The organism is Pseudoxanthomonas sp. LjRoot206, assembly GCF_056175725.1.
The window spans coordinates 16,507-33,599 of record NZ_JBGFFI010000005.1 but is presented as its reverse complement, the minus strand read 5'-3'; the positions used below and the strand labels follow the sequence as shown (position 1 = coordinate 33,599).

Here is a 17,093-nt window from a genome sequence, read left to right as displayed (position 1 = left end):
CGGACGACAGGGGTGAGGCGCGGGAATGGACGGGCGGTGCGTCCTCTCTCCGTTATCGGCCGACGCACCAGGAATTTCAGTGATCCGACACCCCGGGTGGCGATGCGCCATGCCCTGCGGCGTGACGGAAAACGCGAAGACCGCGGGCCTCGCGGTCCGCGGTCTCCGGGGAACATCACGGTGCCGGCATGGCCGGCGGAGGATCAGGCGGCGACCTGTTCCGGCAGCGGCTGGCCGAGGTCGGCGCTGTCGATCAGGGTCTCGATGTCGAGCAGGATCAGCATGCGCTCGTCCACCGTGCCGATGCCCGAGATGAAGCGGGTGTCGACGCTGGCGCCGAATTCGGGGGTGGGGCGGATCTGCTCGGCGTTAAGCGCCAGCACGTCCGACACGCTGTCCACGACGATGCCGACCACGCGGTCTTCCACGTTCAGGACGATCATCACGGTGAAGGCGTCGTAGCGGGCTTCCTTCAGGCGCAGTTTCAGGCGCAGGTCGATCACCGGCACGATGGTGCCGCGCAGGTTGATCACGCCCTTGATGTAGTCCGGCGCATCCGGCAGGCGGGTGACCGAATCGTAGCCGCGGATTTCCTGGACCTTCAGGATGTCCACGCCGTAGTGCTCGTCTCCCAGGGTGAAGCTGAGGAACTCGTCGGCGCTCGCCGCAGCCTGGGTCTTCTTGTCGCTCATTGGTAGGGCTCCTGTGGCAGCCGGTAAGGATGTCGGGGTTCCCGGGGCGGAACCGGTCAAGGCCTAGATCGGCCCCGGGCGGGGTTTCTTTAGCGGGGTCAGCAGGCGTGCGGTTCGGACACGCGCGGAGCGCCGCCGGCGGCGATGCGGGTGACGCGCTCCTGCACCAGCCGCGCCACGCTGCCATGGCCATCCAGCCGGAAGGTCGAGACGGCATCGGCCAACGCCTGCGCCTGCTCTTCCATCGAACGGGCGGCGGCGGTGGCTTCCTCCACCAGCGCGGCGTTCTGCTGGGTGGTTTCGTCCATCTGGGTGATGGTCTGGTTGACCTGCTCGATGCCGGCGCTCTGTTCCTGCGAGGCGGCGGAGATCTCGGCCATGATGTCGGTCACGCGCTGCACCGACGCCACGATCTCGGCCATGGTCGCGCCGGCCTGGTGCACCAGCGCCGAGCCGTCGGCGACCTTGTCCACCGAATTCTCGATCAGGCCCTTGATCTCCTTGGCCGCATTGGCCGAGCGCTGGGCCAGCGTGCGCACTTCGGAGGCAACGACCGCAAAGCCACGGCCCTGTTCGCCGGCACGCGCGGCTTCCACTGCGGCGTTGAGCGCCAGGATGTTGGTCTGGAAGGCGATGCCGTCGATGACCGAGATGATCTCGGCGATCTTCTTCGACGACTGTTCGATGTCGGTCATCGTGGTGACGACCTTGCCGACCACGTCGCCGCCCTGCGAGGCGACCGAGGCCGCACCGATGGCGAGCTGGTTGGCCTGGCGAGCCGATTCGGCGTTCTGGCGCACGGTGGAGGTCAGTTCCTCCATCGAGGCGGCGGTCTCTTCCAGGTTGGCGGCCTGCTGCTCGGTGCGGCGCGAGAGGTCGTTGTTGCCGGCGGCGATTTCGCCGGCGGCGGTATTGATGGAGCCGGAGGCGTCCTGGATGCGACCGACGATGTCGGTCAGCTGCGCCACCGTGGCGTTGGCGTCGTCGCGCATCCTGGCGAACACGCCATGGAAATCGCCGTCCATCCGCGCGGTCAGGTCGCCCTTGGACAGCGCCTGCAGCACGCCGGAGACGGCGTCCACGCTGCCGGCGATCGTCCCCAGCAAGCCGTTGACCTGTTGGGAGAGCCCCAGCAGGAAGCCCTGCTTGCCGGTCTCGGCGATGCGGCCGGTCAGGTCGCCCTGCACGGCAGCCTGCACGATGCGGGTCACCTCCTGTTCGACCATCACCTCGTTGGTGCGATCGGCCCACTCCACCACGTATCCGATGCGCTGACCCTCGCCATCGGTGACCGGGCTGATGATCAGCTGCATGATGCGGCCGCCCACGCTGATCTGCGCGCGGTGCGTGCCCTGCAGCTGCGCGAGCATGCGCGCCTGGTGCTCGGGCTTCTTGTAGAAGATGTCGATGCTGCTGCCCACCACGGTACGCACGTCGAAGGCGGGCAGGTCGCGGCGCAGGTCCTGTTCGACGTCGGCCAGCATCTTCATCAGCGGCTGGTTGGCGTAGACGATGGTGCGGTCGGCGTCGGCGATCATCACGTTGGTGGTGACGTCTTCCAGGGCGGTGCGGATACGCAGGCTTTCCTTCGCCACCACGGCGTCGCGTTCGATGCGCTCGCGCAGGTTGGCCTGCATGCTGCGCATGGCCTTCATCAGCGTGCCGATCTCGTCGCCGCCGCTGGCGTCGATCTCGCTGTCGAGCTTGCCGCGGGCGATGTCGTCGGCCACGCGCACGGCGCCGGCCAGCGGCTTCGCGACCTGGCGGCGCAGCAGCCAGAACACCGCGCCGCAGAGCAGGGCAGCGCCCAGCGCACCGACCGCCACCACCGTCCACAGCACGGCGCGGGCCTCCTGCATCAGGACCGCGCGCGGCACGACCACGCCGAGCGCGAAGCGCTCCTGCGCGTCGCCGATCTGCAGCGGCACATAGGCCTCCATCACGGCGTCGCCGGCGGCATTGGTGGCTTCGCGGAACACCGGTTCGCCGCTGGCGATCCGCTTGATCACCTCGGCGGCCTGGTCGCCCGCATAGGGCTTGCCGACCGAGGCGGCGTCCTGGTCGGCGATGACCACGCCGGCCGGCGTCAGCAGGCGCACGAAGCCCGCGCCCATCGGCGTCAGTTTGGCGATGCGCTCCTGCAGCGACTGCAGGGCGAAGTCGACGGTCATGACGCCGAGGTAGCGGTCGCCATCCAGCACCGGCGTGGACAGCGTCGTCATCAGCACGTCCTTGCCGGCGATCTGGTAGACGTAAGGCTCGGCGACCACGGCGCGCTTGAGTTCGCGCGGCCGCAGGTACCAGTCGCCGGCGCCAGCCACTTCGTAATCGCGCAGGGCTTCCTGCAGCGGGGTGCCGTCGCTCCACGCCCAGTAGCTCATGAAGCGGCCGGTGTCGTCGTGGCCTTCGGCGCCGACGAAGTCCGCATCCTTGCCGTCGAACGCGTCCGGCTCCCACAGGGTGCCGACGCCGACCCACTCCGGATGCGTTTCCAGCTGGCGCTTGAAGATGGCGCTGGCCGCCGCGCGGCTCAGGCCGTCGCCCGCGCGTTGCGCGAGCAGTGCGCTGGCGAGGGCCTCATTGGTATCGAACGCGCCCGTCAGCTCGCCGGCAATGCGCTGGGCTTCCAGGCTGGCCAGTCCCTCCATCGTGGTACGCGCGCCGGCCAGCAAGGACTGGCTGCTGCGCAGGTAGCTGGCGGCCGCAGCGACGCCGAAGGCCAGAAGGGCGACGACGGCCGTGCCGTACATCACGCGGGTAGCGATGCTGCGGGAAGAAAAGCGGGTGGACGCGGATGACATGGTGGCCTCGTATGCAGAGTGGCGACGTCTGCAGTGGGGATGCGCCGGAGGACGGCGTCCTGTATTGCAGTCGTGTTACGAGCCGTATCGGCGCCGTGACGGCGTCATTGAGCGTCGGTGACCGGATGCCGACGGGCGGCGACCGGAACGGAGACGCCGGTCACGCTGCGCCGCGTTCGCGGGCGCTGCGCTGGCGCTCCAGGCGGAAGATGTAGCGCTGGATCAGCGCGTCGCCGCCACGCGGCATGTCGGTGAACTGGCAGCCGGCGCGCCAGCTTTCGCTGCCGTTCTGGTTGAGCTGGCGGTGCAGGCTCTTGACCATCAGGCGCACGCTCAGCGGACCGCTGTCCGGCAGGTGGAGCAGGGAGCCGGGGAACTCCTTGTACGGCTGCAGCGTCGGCTCTTCGGCCTGCACGGCCAGCGCGATGCCGCCACCGCTGATGTCCAGCACGCGGTAGTTGCGGTACGTGGTCTCGCCGTCGGGATGACGGGTCGGGATCGCGCACTCCATCGGTTGCGTCACCGGTACCTGCAGGCGATAGAACTCGCGACGCTGCAGGCGCAGGACGCTCTCCGGCAACGCAGCGCGGAAGGCGACCTGGCCGTCCTTCTGCACCCGCTGCAGGTCGTACAGCTTGAACTGCACGTGGATCCGTTCCAGCCGCGACACGCAGGTGACGTGGGTGGCTTCCTCGATGCTGCGGTTGATCGATTCCGCCGCGCTGCCGTCGATCAGCACACCGTCCCCGTCGTCGAGCACTTCGACCACCGAGGTCGGGAAGGTATGGTTGCGCGGCAGCGCGCAGCCGCTGACCAGCGCCCGCTTGTCGATCAGCGACTGCAGGATCTGGCGGATCGCGTACTCGCCATGCACCAGGTACTTTTCTTCGTCGTCGTACCTGACGGCATCGGCCAGTGGGGCGTCGCTGGGCTCGGTCATGCGGGGCGGGAGAACGTCGGGCAGGGAAGGCGTCACAGGCTGTATCGGCGTGCGTCACATCATCTTTAGCCGGCGGGCATCACGGCAGGCCGGCCGGCCACCCGGGCGAAGGTTCAGCGGTCGAGCGGGCTGACGACCCCCAGCGCGCCCCGGTTCAATACATGCGTATAGATCTGTGTGGTACCGACATCCTTGTGGCCCAGCAATTCCTGCACCGTGCGGATGTCCGTGCCCGACTCGATCAGGTGTGTCGCAAAGCAGTGCCTGAGCGTGTGGGGGCTGACCGGTTTGACGAGGTGGACATGCCGGGCCGCCGCCCGGATGGCACGCTGCAGGACGCTCTCGTCCAGATGATGCCGCTTCTGCCGTCCATCGCGCGGGTCCGTCGCCCGCCGCGCCGCCGGGAAGACGTATTGCCAGCCAAGCTGCGTCTCGGCCTGCCGGTACTTCCGGGCCAGGGCGTCGGGCAGGGCGACCGCACCGAAGCCGGCCTGGAGATCCTGGGCGTGCTGCACGCGCACCATCTCCATCTGCGCCTGCAATATGGGTTTCAGGCTCGCCGGCAGCACCGTCTTGCGATCCTTGTCGCCCTTGCCCGCGCGCACGGTGATCTCGTTGCGGCCCAGGTCGACGTCCTTGATGCGCAATCGCAGGCACTCCATCAGGCGAAGTCCGCTGCCGTAGAGCAGGCCGGCCATCAGCGCGTCGCGCCCGGACAGGGCGCCCAGCAGGTTGGCCGTCTCCGCGCGGGACAGCACCACCGGGAGGCGGGGTGCGCGCTTGGCCCTGACCACGTTGTCCATCCAGGGAAGCTCCAGCGCCATCACCTCGCGGTACAGGAACAGGAGGGCGGCGAGCGCCTGGTTCTGCGTGCTGGCGGCGACATGGTCGCGCTGTGCCAACTGGCTGAGGAAGTGCTCCACCGCCACGCCGCCCAATTCGCGGGGATGGCGCGGCGCGCAGGCGCGGATATAGCGGCGTATCCAGTACAGGTACGCCTGTTCGGTACGCAGGCTGTAGCGTTTCACCCGCATCCGACGCCGAACTTCGTCCAACAGTCTCGGCCGCGGCGTCCCCGACGGCGCGTTGCTTATGACTGCATGAGAAGGATCGTCTCGCATTAATCAGGTCTCGGCACCGGATAACGCGGCCAGCCTCGCACCAGGGTGGCGCCATCGGCATCGCCGCAACACCTTGTCGGTCCTGAGAAAAACCCTGATTGACAGGTCTCCGAACTCCTCAGCAGAATCCACGCTACACCCCACTTCGGGGTCTAATCGTAGTTAGCCCCTAAGGACTTATCTCCGATGACCGGATTCTGGAAAAAGCTCATGTCCGTACTACCGTGGATCGCTGCCAGTACAACCGCGACTGCGAGTACCGCTACTGCAGCTCAAGCGCAAGACGATCAAGCAGACGCGTATTGGCAACGAGTCTATTCCGCACGTGAGGATTATTTCGTCGGGCACATTGGCCAGCTCCCCGAGGACATTCTTAAAATCGGCCACATGCTTGGTATTTGGCCGGGTGGCGGCCTTTACGTAATTCCTGCAAGAAAGATTGGTGATGATGCTTGGGTCTATACGACTTTTGGCTTTACAAATCCAGACATGCCTGCAAGCACAACAATTTCTGACGTTTCAACAGAGACGGATGATCTTGGCAGAGTCATAAAGACCAGCGGTACCCTTCAAGCCAAAGCCAAAGCTGGGGCTGCCCCTGGGGCTGCCGGATACGGCTACGAGATGATCGTATTGAGCCGCGAGAATGCGGAGTGGCCTCTTTGGATTCTTCAGTGGACTGCCAATGCGGAAATTCTCAATGACGCAGGCCTTCTCGACAGGGTCAATAGGTACGGCGGACTCACCATCGATGGCGTCCAAGTTGCTGAGAATGAAAGCGTAAATTTGCTGATCGCAAAGGCGCACCAACCGTTGCCGACTGGGTCAAACCTCCCGAACGGAAAAATGGAACTACTGGTTGCAACCGTGATCACTGACGAGGAAATGCGTTGGTCCATGGAGCACGGCCGTGAAGCGCTTCTCGACAAGTTAATTGCCAATGGGGTCGGGCAATTCAGCGTCCGCAACCGCGGCTCAGTCGTAAAGTGACGGGGGCTAACAGTTCATTCAAGCCGAACCCGCTTCGCGGGTCGGCTTAATTCTGGTGTTAGGCCGCTCATGCAGATTGCCAGCATCTACAAACTCAAAGACCGGCTTCTCGTTCACGCCGACTCAAAGACGACGGCCGGTGTATGGGTATCCTGCGAGCCATTCTTGCCACTGCCGTTAGACGCAGACGCTACCACTGTAGGCAACGCTGCTCTCTCGGCACTGGCCGCATCCTCGGATGCTGTTCCCCACCCAACGGACTGGCGCGCCGCAGCTATGCCAAGACTCGCCGCAGCGGGTGTCCGCTCGGAACGTTCATTTCTGTCGGGCGCTGCATTAGTAACCATCACGCGCAGTAAGGTCGGGTACTTGCTAGAGCCGCATCAGAACGGCGGCACTTCAGGTGACAGCAACGGTTTTCACCCCGTACCGGGATTGCAGCGCTCGATTAGCCTTGATTGCGGCGCTCAATCAATTGGTGCGGCTGTCATTGAGGCGCTCGGCTCACACGGGCCGCGGCCTAACAATTCATTCAAGCCGAAGCCGCTTCGCGGCTCGGCTTAATTCTGGTGTTAGGGCTCAAGGGGAGGGCCTCATGATCATCGATATCACTTGCAAAACTGATCGCTTCAACCTCTCCGTAGTCGGCTCTGAGTTCATTAACGACTGCTGCTTTGGCGAGGACTTCTCCAAGTGGCTTGTCTCTGCGCTCTCGGAGGCTGGCATCGATGCTGATGTAATCTGTATGGAGGATTTCGGGTGGGCTAATCAGGCTGGCTACCAAGGCGTCTCCTACCTTATGTGCGTGGCCGGCAACTCAGACGAGGATCCTAGTCGCCCCAACTACGGAGAGTGGCATGTCATGCTTGAGCGATCTCGCACGTTCACACAGAAGCTCTTGGGCAAAAACAAGATTTCTGCTAGTGACCCTATTGTTGGCAAGGTGACGGATGTACTTCGTGCCGCAGGATTCGCAGATGTCACCGTTGAGCCCTAACAGTTCATTCAAGCCGAACCCGCTTCGCGGGTCGGCTTAATTCTGGTGTTAGGCCTCACTGGAAAATGGCTGCTTACTTCTACTTCGTTGTGGACTACGCGACTGGCACCCCGCGGGAAGTATTCCGTTCGACCATTGGAGGGATGCGTTTCTACGATGGAGTTATTCAGCGTGCAAAACAGGACGGCACATGGTCGGCTGAGGACGCAGATGTACGCCCATTGTTCGATCTTTGGCTCAAAGGCGACTTCGATCCTCAGGATGATGAAGTTCCAGAGTTAGAGGCTTACGCACTCCTCGACCGATGGAGCGGTGGCAATTGGCCCGGGCGATAGCAACCTTTCGCTCAAAGGCCTCTAGTCGAGATTCACCGGCTGTGAGGCCTAACAATTCATTCAAGCCGAACCCGCTTCGCGGGTCGGCTTAATTCTGGTGTTAGGCCTCATGAAGGACCACATGGCGATCCTGCAGGACCATCTCTATGAGCTCGTGAAGCACTGCCATGACTTAGCAGCAAAATCGCTTGGCAACTTAGGCGATTTCCAACCTTTTGGGCTCGTCTTGGAATCGACCGGAGCCATACAAGTCTTCTGTACTCCGCAGGCATCCGATCACGAAGGCGCCGCTGATGCCAGCGAATTTCTCGCAGGCGCGTTCGCCGCGCTAGCCAGCCAAGGCGCGATTGTGGCAGTGGCAATCGCCTCAAATGACTACGTTCCCGAAGAGTTTGATTCACCATTCCCTGACGCGTTGTGCATTCACCTGGAAGCTCCGGGATATTCCCGTCGAATGTACTTTCCGTACACAATTGATAGTTTTGATGAATTCCCGAGTCAGGTAATGTTCTTCGAGCCTGTCTCTGTAAGGAGCGAGCCGAATGTGTTCCCGTGCACTGAGGCCTAACAATTCATTCAAGCCGAACCCGCTTCGCGGGTCGGCTTAATTCCGGTGTTAGGCATCATGGATCAGCTCAATCAGCTCGTCGAAATGCTTGCTCGTGACAAGGCAGTTTCCTTTTCGTTTCTCGTTCCGGGCGGGGAAGCCCAATCGGTCACGATCCGCGAGTGCGAGGACTATGATTTCGAGGAGTACGGGGAGGAGTACGTTCCCGGCACTATGTTTGAGGTGGGCCCAGCCCATCCATCTAAGCCAAAAGTCTCAACGCAGCTACAGTTCCAAGACATCCACGCCGCAGGCAATGCTGTGCTCAAGCGTCGCGCAGAGGCGCTTGGAGAGCCCTGGCAAGATGCCTAACAATTCATTCAAGCCGAAGCCGCTTCGCGGCTCGGCTTAATTCAGGCGTTAGGCACCACATCATGCATATGTGGCAACTGATTCTCGTGACATTTCTGCCAGCATGCACCGGCTGCGGTACTGCCGGCGATGGCTGCAGCACTTCATCGGACGCGCGGCTTATGCAGCTCGCAACCGCGGGAGACATGTCTCAGGCAAAGCAGCTTGGCCTTCGTGGAGAGACGAGCATAGAGGTGCTAGTGGGAGTTCAGGGTGGTAGCGGGTACCTGGCTGAGGCAAAAGTCGTTCGCTCCAGCGGAGCCGAAACTCTCGATCGTGCCGCCATGTACGCTGTCCGCTACTCCACATTTGAGCCTGCGTCATGCAATGGTGCTCCAGTTCCGGGCAAGGTCGTCGTTAAGGTGGCACTCCCATAGGGTGGTGCCTAACAATTCATTCAAGCCGAACCCGCTTCGCGGGTCGGCTTAACTCAGGTGTTAGACCTTATGACCAGCTCTGATCTCTTCTCATGGTTCATTGTGGCCACGGTCGCAAGCATCGTGCTCGCCTTCGTTCTGAGTGTCATGCAAGTTGGGCGACGGCTTGGCTCAACCTATCGGGGCGCCATCATCGATGCATGGCTTAGAGTTCTCGGCGCGCTACTCCCTGTGCTGATTTACAGCGCTATCTCAATGGCACGCGGGGGCTGGGAGCAAATATTTCGCAGTCCAGAGCTGTCCGCCGGCGCTCTAACGATCCTATTTATGGGTTGCCACGAGCTATGCTTAGGCCTGAGTGTCAAACATAGTTGGCCCGTGACTTCCGAGCGCCTTAGCCTAGTCGGTGGCTGGGCCTTGGTTTGGCTCATCGCCTCTGTCATCTCGGTTGTGCTTGTCTACCAAGCTGCGCCAGTGCCAAGTGGTGCTGTGATTTGGCAGATCATTCTTCTAGCGGTTGCGGTACTTACGTACTTTTGCACTGCTGTACCTATCCGCCTTCTACGCGCTGGCTATGTGCCAAAGCCGCATAAGGTCTAACAATTCATTCAAGCCGAACCCGCTTCGCGGGTCGGCTTAATTCAGGCGTTAGGTGCCATATCAGATGCTCAGTGAGCTATGGGGACATTGGCAGTTCAACTTCTGGCTTGGCTTAGCCAGCCTGGCTGCCGGCCTAGCCGTTGTTTCACCATGCCTGCTTGTTCCATCTTGGCGCCGCAAGATTCTCAATGCAGATTTGGACATCGAGGGTGTGGGTGTCATAGCGTTGGTCGTAGCATTGGTGGCGGTGGGCTTCTACAACCGCTTCGGTGGCGCCAATGGCACCTAACAGTTCATTCAAGCCGAACCCGCTTCGCGGGTCGGCTTAATTCTGGTGTTAGGCGGCCAAACAGCATGATTTCGAGCCTGCTAAGAACTCTTCTCGTATTCGGGCTTGTTGGCCCACTCATTGGGCTGGCTTGCGTCGCAATCCAAGACCCGGCGGGTCTTACCTTCAGACCTTCTCTATTGTTAGCGATGGCCTTGTTTGCCTCTGTATTTGGCTTGATACCAGCTTTGCTTACCGGGCTGATTGCGTGGACGATGCGCTACAGATTGCCTCGGTATCTGGGTGCGCCAGTGTGCGGCGTGATCGGGACGCTAGCCGCATCACTGTTCTTGGCGCCTACACCCTATACCGCACAATCTCTGAGTGAGGGACTTCAGATAGCCATAGTCCCGGGCGGTATAGCTGGTCTCGTTTGTGGCTTCTTATATTTCTGGCCACCTAACAATTCATTCAAGCCGAACCCGCTTCGCGGGTCGGCTTAATTCAGGCGTTAGGGCGCATGAGACAGAACATCGCAATCGAGCGGTTTAGAGCATTGGCGACTGAGGTCGTACAGGAGCTGGAGGTTGCCGTAAGCACAGGCGACTCACGCTACTTCAACGCCGAGATTGCGCTTCGTAACGTTCGGGAGTGGCTCAACCGGGCCAATGCCGGCACTTTGGCAGGCTCATATCGCCCCTCCTTCGGCATCAGCAAGTCAGACTTGATGTTTGGGCCAGTAGAGGACCGCATGTACGAGCTTGAGCGACTCTACGCAGACCATATCTTGGACGCTCCTCGGTATGCGCCCTAACAATTCATTCAAGCCGAACCCACTTCGCGGGTCGGCTTAATTCTGGTGTTAGCCCGCATGCGATCATTTGAGCATCTGCAAGCATCCGCCCGTCACAGCTTTGACGACGCACAGACCCTGCGAGACACAAAGCCGGAAGTCGCAATGGCGTCACGGTCCCACGGGCACGAAGCACTAGCCTCATACTTATTAGCTAACGGCGATCCCGGCTATCGCCCAGAAATTGAAGCACTTCTTCGCAACGAGTTGGCCAGATTTGAGGCTTTTGGCACATCCATCCGCACACTGCCTCAACCCAAATACTTACTGCTGGCTTTGGCAATCGGTGATATCTCAACTGCGAGAGCGTTCGCCTCGCTTCCTATCGATAGGAAGAACTGGGCCACATTTGATAGCGCATTTGTGTACCGCATCTGCGAGATCCTGCGTATTCCCCAGCAAGGGAAGCTTCCTAAAGCTAAGGCCACCCAAACTGAGAAAGTATTCCTTGCAGCACTCGATTCGATCGCTCAAGGAGGGGCTTATGATCCTGATCAGATTGAGGCCTTTTGGCGCACCTTGCGCAACAAGCGCTACGAGCTGACCATATTTCAGCACTTTAATGCGTTCAATCCCGCACTGAGCACCCTGAGTGCGGTCTAACAATTCATTCAAGCCGAAGCCGCTTCGCGGCTCGGCTTAATTCAGGTGTTAGGCTGCACATGAAGATCATCGCAAGACTAGCCATTCTTACTGTCATGATCTCAGCAACCTTGGGCTGCGACTCGGATGTCGATGGATTTCCGGAGGGAACAATGAGAGTCGGCGGGTTAGAACCAATCTCTGTTGATGGTAAGCAGTACTTCTTTGCTTACAATTTCACTTCGGATCGCGTTCTTACACCACTGTTTCCTAGCGACGAGGCTGCCGCGGACTATGCGGCCTCACACCTTGTGCAACGAGATGGGCGGCACGACCGGAATTACTGGATACAGCAAGCGCGGGACGCGCTGCGCGACCCGAGCCTAACGGACCCGCCGGGCCAAGCTGTCTCGCTCAAGCCATTCAGGGACGCCCTCCGTAACCTGCGGCAAGACAAGACAACTGGCCGCACTCTCCCCGATTTAGTGATACCCGAGTATCTCGGATACTTACTTGAGATGAATTGTGAGTGGCCCGATACCCCCATCCCAGCTGAGATTGAGCAAGCTGCTGTACGCTTGGGACTCGCAGCTGATGACACCAGTCCTTGGCTAGAGGAGTCGACATCCATCCTCACCGGAAAATCGGCTACTCCGAGCGAGGGGACCTTCCAGGATGCTGCGTCAGTCTTCATCTGGTACTTCGACACCTTGCTCCGCAACCAGAGGCATGGTTGGTCTCACCAACTTGGGCTCACCCCGGGTGCAGCCTAACAATTCATTCAAGCCGAACCCGCTTCGCGGGTCGGCTTAATTCAGGCGTTAGGCCGCACATGAAGACGCGGGATATCTTTCTAGATCGTATCGAGACTCGGGGAGTCATCGTCGGCACAAACAATGCCGACGAAGTTCCGGTTGGGACGCTTTTCACACTGCTCGTTAAAATTCGCCATGAGGGCGTACTCGGTGCTGGTAAGCGTACTGAGCTATGGTCAACCCCAATTAGCCTTCGCCTAGTCGACGCAATCATTTATCGCAAGTCGGTTTCGGTTATTCCCCCGGGATGGGGTGTGGGCCTAATGCTTGAGGGGGATGGACAAGATGTGGTGGAGGCTGCAATCCGAGACAAGCAACAAGGTGAGTTCATTCATTTGCGGGTCGCGGGTGCAGCCTAACAGTTCATTCAAGCCGAACCCGCTTCGCGGGTCGGCTTAATTCTGGTGTTAGGCGGCTGATGATGGCTGGAGCAGTCTTGGTGTCCGACGGTAGCGGCGCATCAATGAGTAGCGCTGCCTTTGATCATATTCTCGAGGCGACTCGAGAAAGATTTCTGGCATCAGAGTCAGAGATCGTCGCAGCCATCTACAGACCCTATGACTATGAGGGGATGATGTTCATTAGTCTTGTGGATTCACCGCCAGAGATGTTTCGCGCCTTTTGTAGGGCGGCCCTTCGCGCCAGGGCCGAGAGTCCACATGCCGCGTTGTTCAAGGCAGAATGGGGTGAGCTCTGCGATCAACTTGAGCTCGATCCGCGCGCTAAAGTTGCATAGGCAGTGCAGCTGATGCATGGCACGCCGCCTAACAATTCATTCAAGCCGAGCCCGCTTCGCGGGTCGGCTTAATTCAGGCGTTAGGCAGCAGAACCAATGACCTCGAGAGCCGAACAAGAGCGCCGCAAAGCCATAGTCCGCGAGATTGCCCAGCGGCAGCATGCCGAGGCGGTTGCCTCAATGCCTATGTCACAGGATCAGCTTGCTCAGCTATTTGATCATCTGGACAGCGCGCTGTCGGCTGGTTGTGACCACTCCCTCAAACTCACGCGGCAATTCCTGCACACCCATGGCTTGCCTGAGGCCACAATTGTTCCTTGGCTCGGCGAGTATGGAGGCTACTGTGATTGTGAGGTTCTTGCCAACGTAGAGCAGGAGTGGGCGCAGTGAGTCGGCTGCTGCCTAACAATTCATGTATGGACTCCTCCGTCAAGCAGTCGTTGCCGTAGCTGATCGTTGATCGTCGGGAAGCGGTGCGGTTGCAGTCGTGTATCCGGCCTTGGGGTGGGCGTTGATGCCCGGGCCATCATGGAATCCGCGGAGTGGGTGCCTATCGTTCAAGCGGCCTGCGAGGCCGGCATTGTTATCGGCGTTGTCCACTCCGGGACCGAACCCTTCGCCATGATCAAGATCGTGTCAGGCAACTCCCGAAAGTGAAGTGGTGAACGCGTGTCGAAGCAGTCGCGCTACGTAGCGTGTGGTCGCTCACTGACGTGGCGCGGATCGAACGGCATGCCGTGGTGTTCCATCGCCCACAGCCGTCGGGCCAGTTTGTTGGCCAGCGCGCAGGCCGCCTTGTTGTGACCCCGGATGTCCTGGACCGACGTCCCCCCGGTTTTGCGGGCGGGGCAGGTGGCGCGTGCTTGCCGGTAGCAGCGGCCGCGATGGCGTGGCGCACCGGCGCGCTGATCGTGCCGTCCAGCGTGAACACCGCGACCGATTCGGCCAGCCCCGTGCCGAAGGCTGGCGTCGCAGACGGGGACGAGCAGCGACGAAAACGCGGCCACCACGCCACCACCCAGCAGGAATGCGGCCGCCCGTGTCCATGGCGATGCATTGAGCAGCAGCGGAACGCTCAGCAGAAACAACAGGGTCAGCAGCGTCCAGCCGGCGGTCCTCAGCCGTCTCGCCCGATCATGGGGAAGCGCCAGGGACATTCCTTCTTCGGGCGAGGGACAGCGTCAGTGCGGCAGCGGACTCAACATCAGGCTGATGCCGAACAGCGTCCAGTCGTTGAGCACGTGCGCACCGGTCGACACCCACAGGTTGCGCGAGAACAGATAGGCCAGACTCAGTACCAGCCTGGCGCTGCCGATGATCACCAGGCACTGCACCAGGTCCCACTGGTAGGTGGGCAGGTGCGCCAGCGCGAACGGGATGGCCGACAGCAGCCACGCCAGCACCAGGGCAGTGCGTCGCGGCAGCTTCATGCGGGTATGCAGCCACCACAGCAAGGCGAGCAAGGGCAGGACGGTGAGCAGTTCCTCGCCCAACAGCTGCGGCACCATCGCCGCGAAGGCCATGACACGGGTGGCGGTATCCGCTTCAGCGATCGACGCGAACGCGGGATTGGCCGACCCATGGTCCAGGCCGTTCAGCAGCAGCCCGATCAGCACGGTGACCACCAGATTCAACGCGGCGATGCCGACCATCAGCAGCAGGTCGCGGCCGCTGGGACGATGGAACAAGGCCGTCCAGGCGCGACCCGCGACGAGGGCCAGGGCACACAGCGGCACGCCGCAAAAAAGCAGCACTGGAATCCACATGCCCCATGGCTGTGGTGGGCGTGTCCACGGTGCCACCAGCAGCCAGAACGCCAGCGCCACGCTCGCCATCACGACAAGCCAGCGCGGTCCGGAAAGGCTGACAGGCCTGCCGGCGTAGAAGGGGAAGTCAGGGCGATGCGGCAGACCAGGAGAATGCATGGGCGACTCCGGGAGTGAACGACTGCATTTGAACATGAAGATGTGCAATATGTGACATGGCGTGAAGCCCGTGCCATCCCGACAAGGACAACGTGATGATCCGGACCCTATTGATCGCATGGCTGGGACTGTCGCTACTTCCCGTCAGTGCGCAGGCGGCGCCCTCCTGGGGCGCGAAGACGTCGAGCCCCGCCGGCACGCCACCAGCGGCGCTCACGCCAGGCGAATGGGTCTGGGGCGGCGATGCCAAGGACATGGGACCGATGGCGGTGGTGGTCAGCCTGACCGAGCAGCGCGCCTACGTGTACCGCAATGGCCTGCTGATCGCGGTGTCGACCGTCAGCACCGGCAAGCCGGGACATGAAACGCCCACGGGTGTGTTCACCATCCTGCAGAAGGACAAGGACCACCACTCCAGCAAGTACAACAATGCGCCGATGCCGTACCAGGAACGGCTGACCTGGGATGGTGTGGCCCTGCATGCCGGTGGCCTGCCCGGTTACCCGGAATCGCATGGCTGCGTGCATCTGCCCACCGAATTCGCGCGCCTGCTGTTCGATGCCACCACCATGGGCATGGTGGTGGTGGTGGCGAAGGAGGGCCTGGCGCCCGACGACCTCGTGCATCCGCCGGTCGCCAGCCCGATCGATCCCAGGACGGGAGCGGAGGATGCCGGCCCGTTGCTGGGCGCGGCCGAGGCTTTCCGCTGGGAACCGCTCAAGTCGCCCACCGGCCCGCTGTCGATGGTGATGAGCACGGCGGACCGACGCCTGTTCGTGTTCCGCAACGGCATCGAGATCGGCCGCGCGCGGATCGATTTCCGCAACGGACCCGTGCCACAAGGTACACACGCTTACCTCGTGTCCGGCGTCGCCCCTGGCCAGGCGCCGACGTGGCGAAGGATCGGCATTCCCGGCCGTGAGGACGAGGCAGGCCAGGAGCTGACGGCGCAGGACGTGGCACGCGTGGTGGTGCCGCCGGTCTTTGCCGCGGCGGTCTTGCCGCTGCTGCAACCGGGCGCGGTGCTGCTGCAGACCGACCTGCACGTACTTCCGGAGACGACCGGCCAGGCGCTGCAGGTGCTCAATGCGGATGTGCCGGCGCTGTAGGCATTCCCGTCGTCTTCGCCTTCACGCCACGACGCAGGTCGTGGCGCGATGCTCTTCCCGCGTCGCTTCCGGCACGTTGGCCGACAAAGAAATTTTCCACTCAAGACCATCGATCTCCCGTTCACGACCCTCGCTCGAATTCCCCTCAGGAGAACCACCATGCGTCCGAAGCCGCTCGCCGTTTCCCTGGTCGCAACGCTTGCCCTGTCTTTCGCCGCATCCGCGCAGACGCCACCCGACGTCGAAGACCTGATAGGCGCGCGCGGTGCCGGCGGTGAGACCCAACTGCAGTCGCGCGGCTATGAACAGCGCGATTCCAACACCGTGCGCGACCAGCGCTTCACCTTCTGGTGGAATGCCAAACGGAACCAGTGCATTTCCGTGTCCACGATGGATGGTCGCTACGCCTCGATCCAGTCCGTGCCGGCGGCGAACTGCGGTGCATCGGGGAGTGGAACGGACGGCGCATCGTCGCGCCCGTATCCTTCCAGCGAGCGCGATCCCAACTCGCTGGTGCTGGTCTGCTACGGCGCCGGTACCCGACCGACGGTGACCAGCGAGCCCAACTACAGCTGGGACGACAAGCGCAACAAGTGGCATGAGGCCGATACCGTGCGTGCCACCACGGAGGGCTTCAACAGCGATGTGCAGATCGAACTGTATGGCGACCATGGCCGCATCCACCTGGGTGCGCCGCTGATTCCGCCGATCAATTCGCATGGCGATCATGGCTGGTGGGACCTGGAGAATCTGCAGGTCGGCGCGGACCGCATCACCGCCACCTACCGCCTCAACGGCATGAACAAGCCACGGCTGACGGTCGACCGCCGCTCCGGCCGCATCACCATCGAAGGCGGTACCACCTTCTCTGGACAGTGCGATATCGGCAACTATGGCGGTGGCCAACGCCGGTTCTGATCGCGACCGGGTAGCGCGTGTCGCCTGGCGGGCAATGCACGCCGTGTCGCCATGGCATGAAGCAAACGACCCGGCC

16 protein-coding genes and 1 pseudogene are annotated in these 17,093 nt (G+C 61.8%); 11 read left to right on the top strand and 6 right to left on the bottom strand.

Annotated features, from left to right (window positions below):
* Positions 1-203: 203 nt before the first annotated feature.
* The 4 genes from AC04MD_RS15600 to AC04MD_RS15585 form a co-directional block, all read right to left on the bottom strand.
* Complete coding sequence (locus AC04MD_RS15600) at positions 204-692, bottom strand: chemotaxis protein CheW (RefSeq protein WP_162337321.1); 489 nt, start codon at positions 690-692, stop codon at positions 204-206.
* A 98-nt stretch (positions 693-790) separates the two neighbouring features.
* A complete protein-coding gene (locus tag AC04MD_RS15595; protein WP_475498206.1) occupies positions 791-3,493 on the bottom strand; it encodes a methyl-accepting chemotaxis protein in 2,703 nt (900 codons plus the stop codon).
* Positions 3,494-3,653: 160 nt separating this feature from the next.
* Positions 3,654-4,433, bottom strand: a complete 780-nt coding sequence (locus AC04MD_RS15590; protein WP_475498205.1) for a flagellar brake protein — start codon at positions 4,431-4,433, stop codon at positions 3,654-3,656.
* A 113-nt stretch (positions 4,434-4,546) separates the two neighbouring features.
* A complete protein-coding gene (locus AC04MD_RS15585) occupies positions 4,547-5,554 on the bottom strand; it encodes an integron integrase (protein WP_475498204.1) in 1,008 nt (335 codons plus the stop codon).
* Between the two features lie 186 nt (positions 5,555-5,740).
* Between AC04MD_RS15585 and AC04MD_RS15580 the strand changes: the two genes are divergently transcribed.
* The 9 genes from AC04MD_RS15580 (at position 5,741) to AC04MD_RS15540 (ending at position 13,455) form a co-directional block, all read left to right on the top strand.
* A complete protein-coding gene (locus AC04MD_RS15580; RefSeq protein ID WP_475498203.1) occupies positions 5,741-6,544 on the top strand; it encodes a suppressor of fused domain protein in 804 nt (267 codons plus the stop codon).
* 595 nt (positions 6,545-7,139) lie between these two features.
* Positions 7,140-7,541, top strand: a complete 402-nt coding sequence (locus AC04MD_RS15575; protein ID WP_475498202.1) for a hypothetical protein — start codon at positions 7,140-7,142, stop codon at positions 7,539-7,541.
* Positions 7,542-7,997: 456 nt separating this feature from the next.
* A complete protein-coding gene (locus AC04MD_RS15570; RefSeq protein WP_475498201.1) occupies positions 7,998-8,444 on the top strand; it encodes a hypothetical protein in 447 nt (148 codons plus the stop codon).
* A gap of 57 nt (positions 8,445-8,501) precedes the next feature.
* Entirely contained in the window at positions 8,502-8,795 is a 294-nt protein-coding gene (locus tag AC04MD_RS15565; protein ID WP_475498200.1) for a hypothetical protein, read from the top strand.
* 62 nt (positions 8,796-8,857) lie between these two features.
* Entirely contained in the window at positions 8,858-9,211 is a 354-nt protein-coding gene (locus AC04MD_RS15560) for an energy transducer TonB (protein ID WP_475498199.1), read from the top strand.
* Between the two features lie 664 nt (positions 9,212-9,875).
* Positions 9,876-10,100, top strand: coding sequence for a hypothetical protein (locus tag AC04MD_RS15555; protein WP_475498198.1), 225 nt, complete (start codon positions 9,876-9,878; stop codon positions 10,098-10,100).
* Between the two features lie 937 nt (positions 10,101-11,037).
* Positions 11,038-11,535, top strand: a complete 498-nt coding sequence (locus AC04MD_RS15550; protein WP_475498197.1) for a hypothetical protein — start codon at positions 11,038-11,040, stop codon at positions 11,533-11,535.
* A 59-nt stretch (positions 11,536-11,594) separates the two neighbouring features.
* Positions 11,595-12,287 carry a hypothetical protein gene (locus tag AC04MD_RS15545; protein ID WP_475498196.1) on the top strand — a complete coding sequence of 231 codons (693 nt, stop codon included), beginning with the start codon at positions 11,595-11,597 and terminating at the stop codon, positions 12,285-12,287.
* An 874-nt stretch (positions 12,288-13,161) separates the two neighbouring features.
* Positions 13,162-13,455 carry a DUF2695 domain-containing protein gene (locus tag AC04MD_RS15540; RefSeq protein ID WP_475498195.1) on the top strand — a complete coding sequence of 98 codons (294 nt, stop codon included), beginning with the start codon at positions 13,162-13,164 and terminating at the stop codon, positions 13,453-13,455.
* Positions 13,456-13,751: 296 nt separating this feature from the next.
* Here the strand turns inward: AC04MD_RS15540 and AC04MD_RS15535 are convergent.
* Both AC04MD_RS15535 and AC04MD_RS15530 read right to left on the bottom strand, forming a co-directional pair.
* Positions 13,752-13,886, bottom strand: a pseudogene (locus AC04MD_RS15535) (IS110 family transposase); the annotation flags it as partial.
* A gap of 360 nt (positions 13,887-14,246) precedes the next feature.
* A complete protein-coding gene (locus tag AC04MD_RS15530; RefSeq protein ID WP_475498194.1) occupies positions 14,247-14,990 on the bottom strand; it encodes a CPBP family glutamic-type intramembrane protease in 744 nt (247 codons plus the stop codon).
* Between the two features lie 95 nt (positions 14,991-15,085).
* Between AC04MD_RS15530 and AC04MD_RS15525 the strand changes: the two genes are divergently transcribed.
* Entirely contained in the window at positions 15,086-16,099 is a 1,014-nt protein-coding gene (locus tag AC04MD_RS15525) for a L,D-transpeptidase (RefSeq protein ID WP_475498193.1), read from the top strand.
* Positions 16,100-16,258: 159 nt separating this feature from the next.
* Positions 16,259-17,017 (top strand): hypothetical protein, encoded by a 759-nt coding sequence (locus tag AC04MD_RS15520; protein WP_475498192.1) that lies wholly within the window; start codon positions 16,259-16,261, stop codon positions 17,015-17,017.
* Positions 17,018-17,093: the final 76 nt, after the last annotated feature.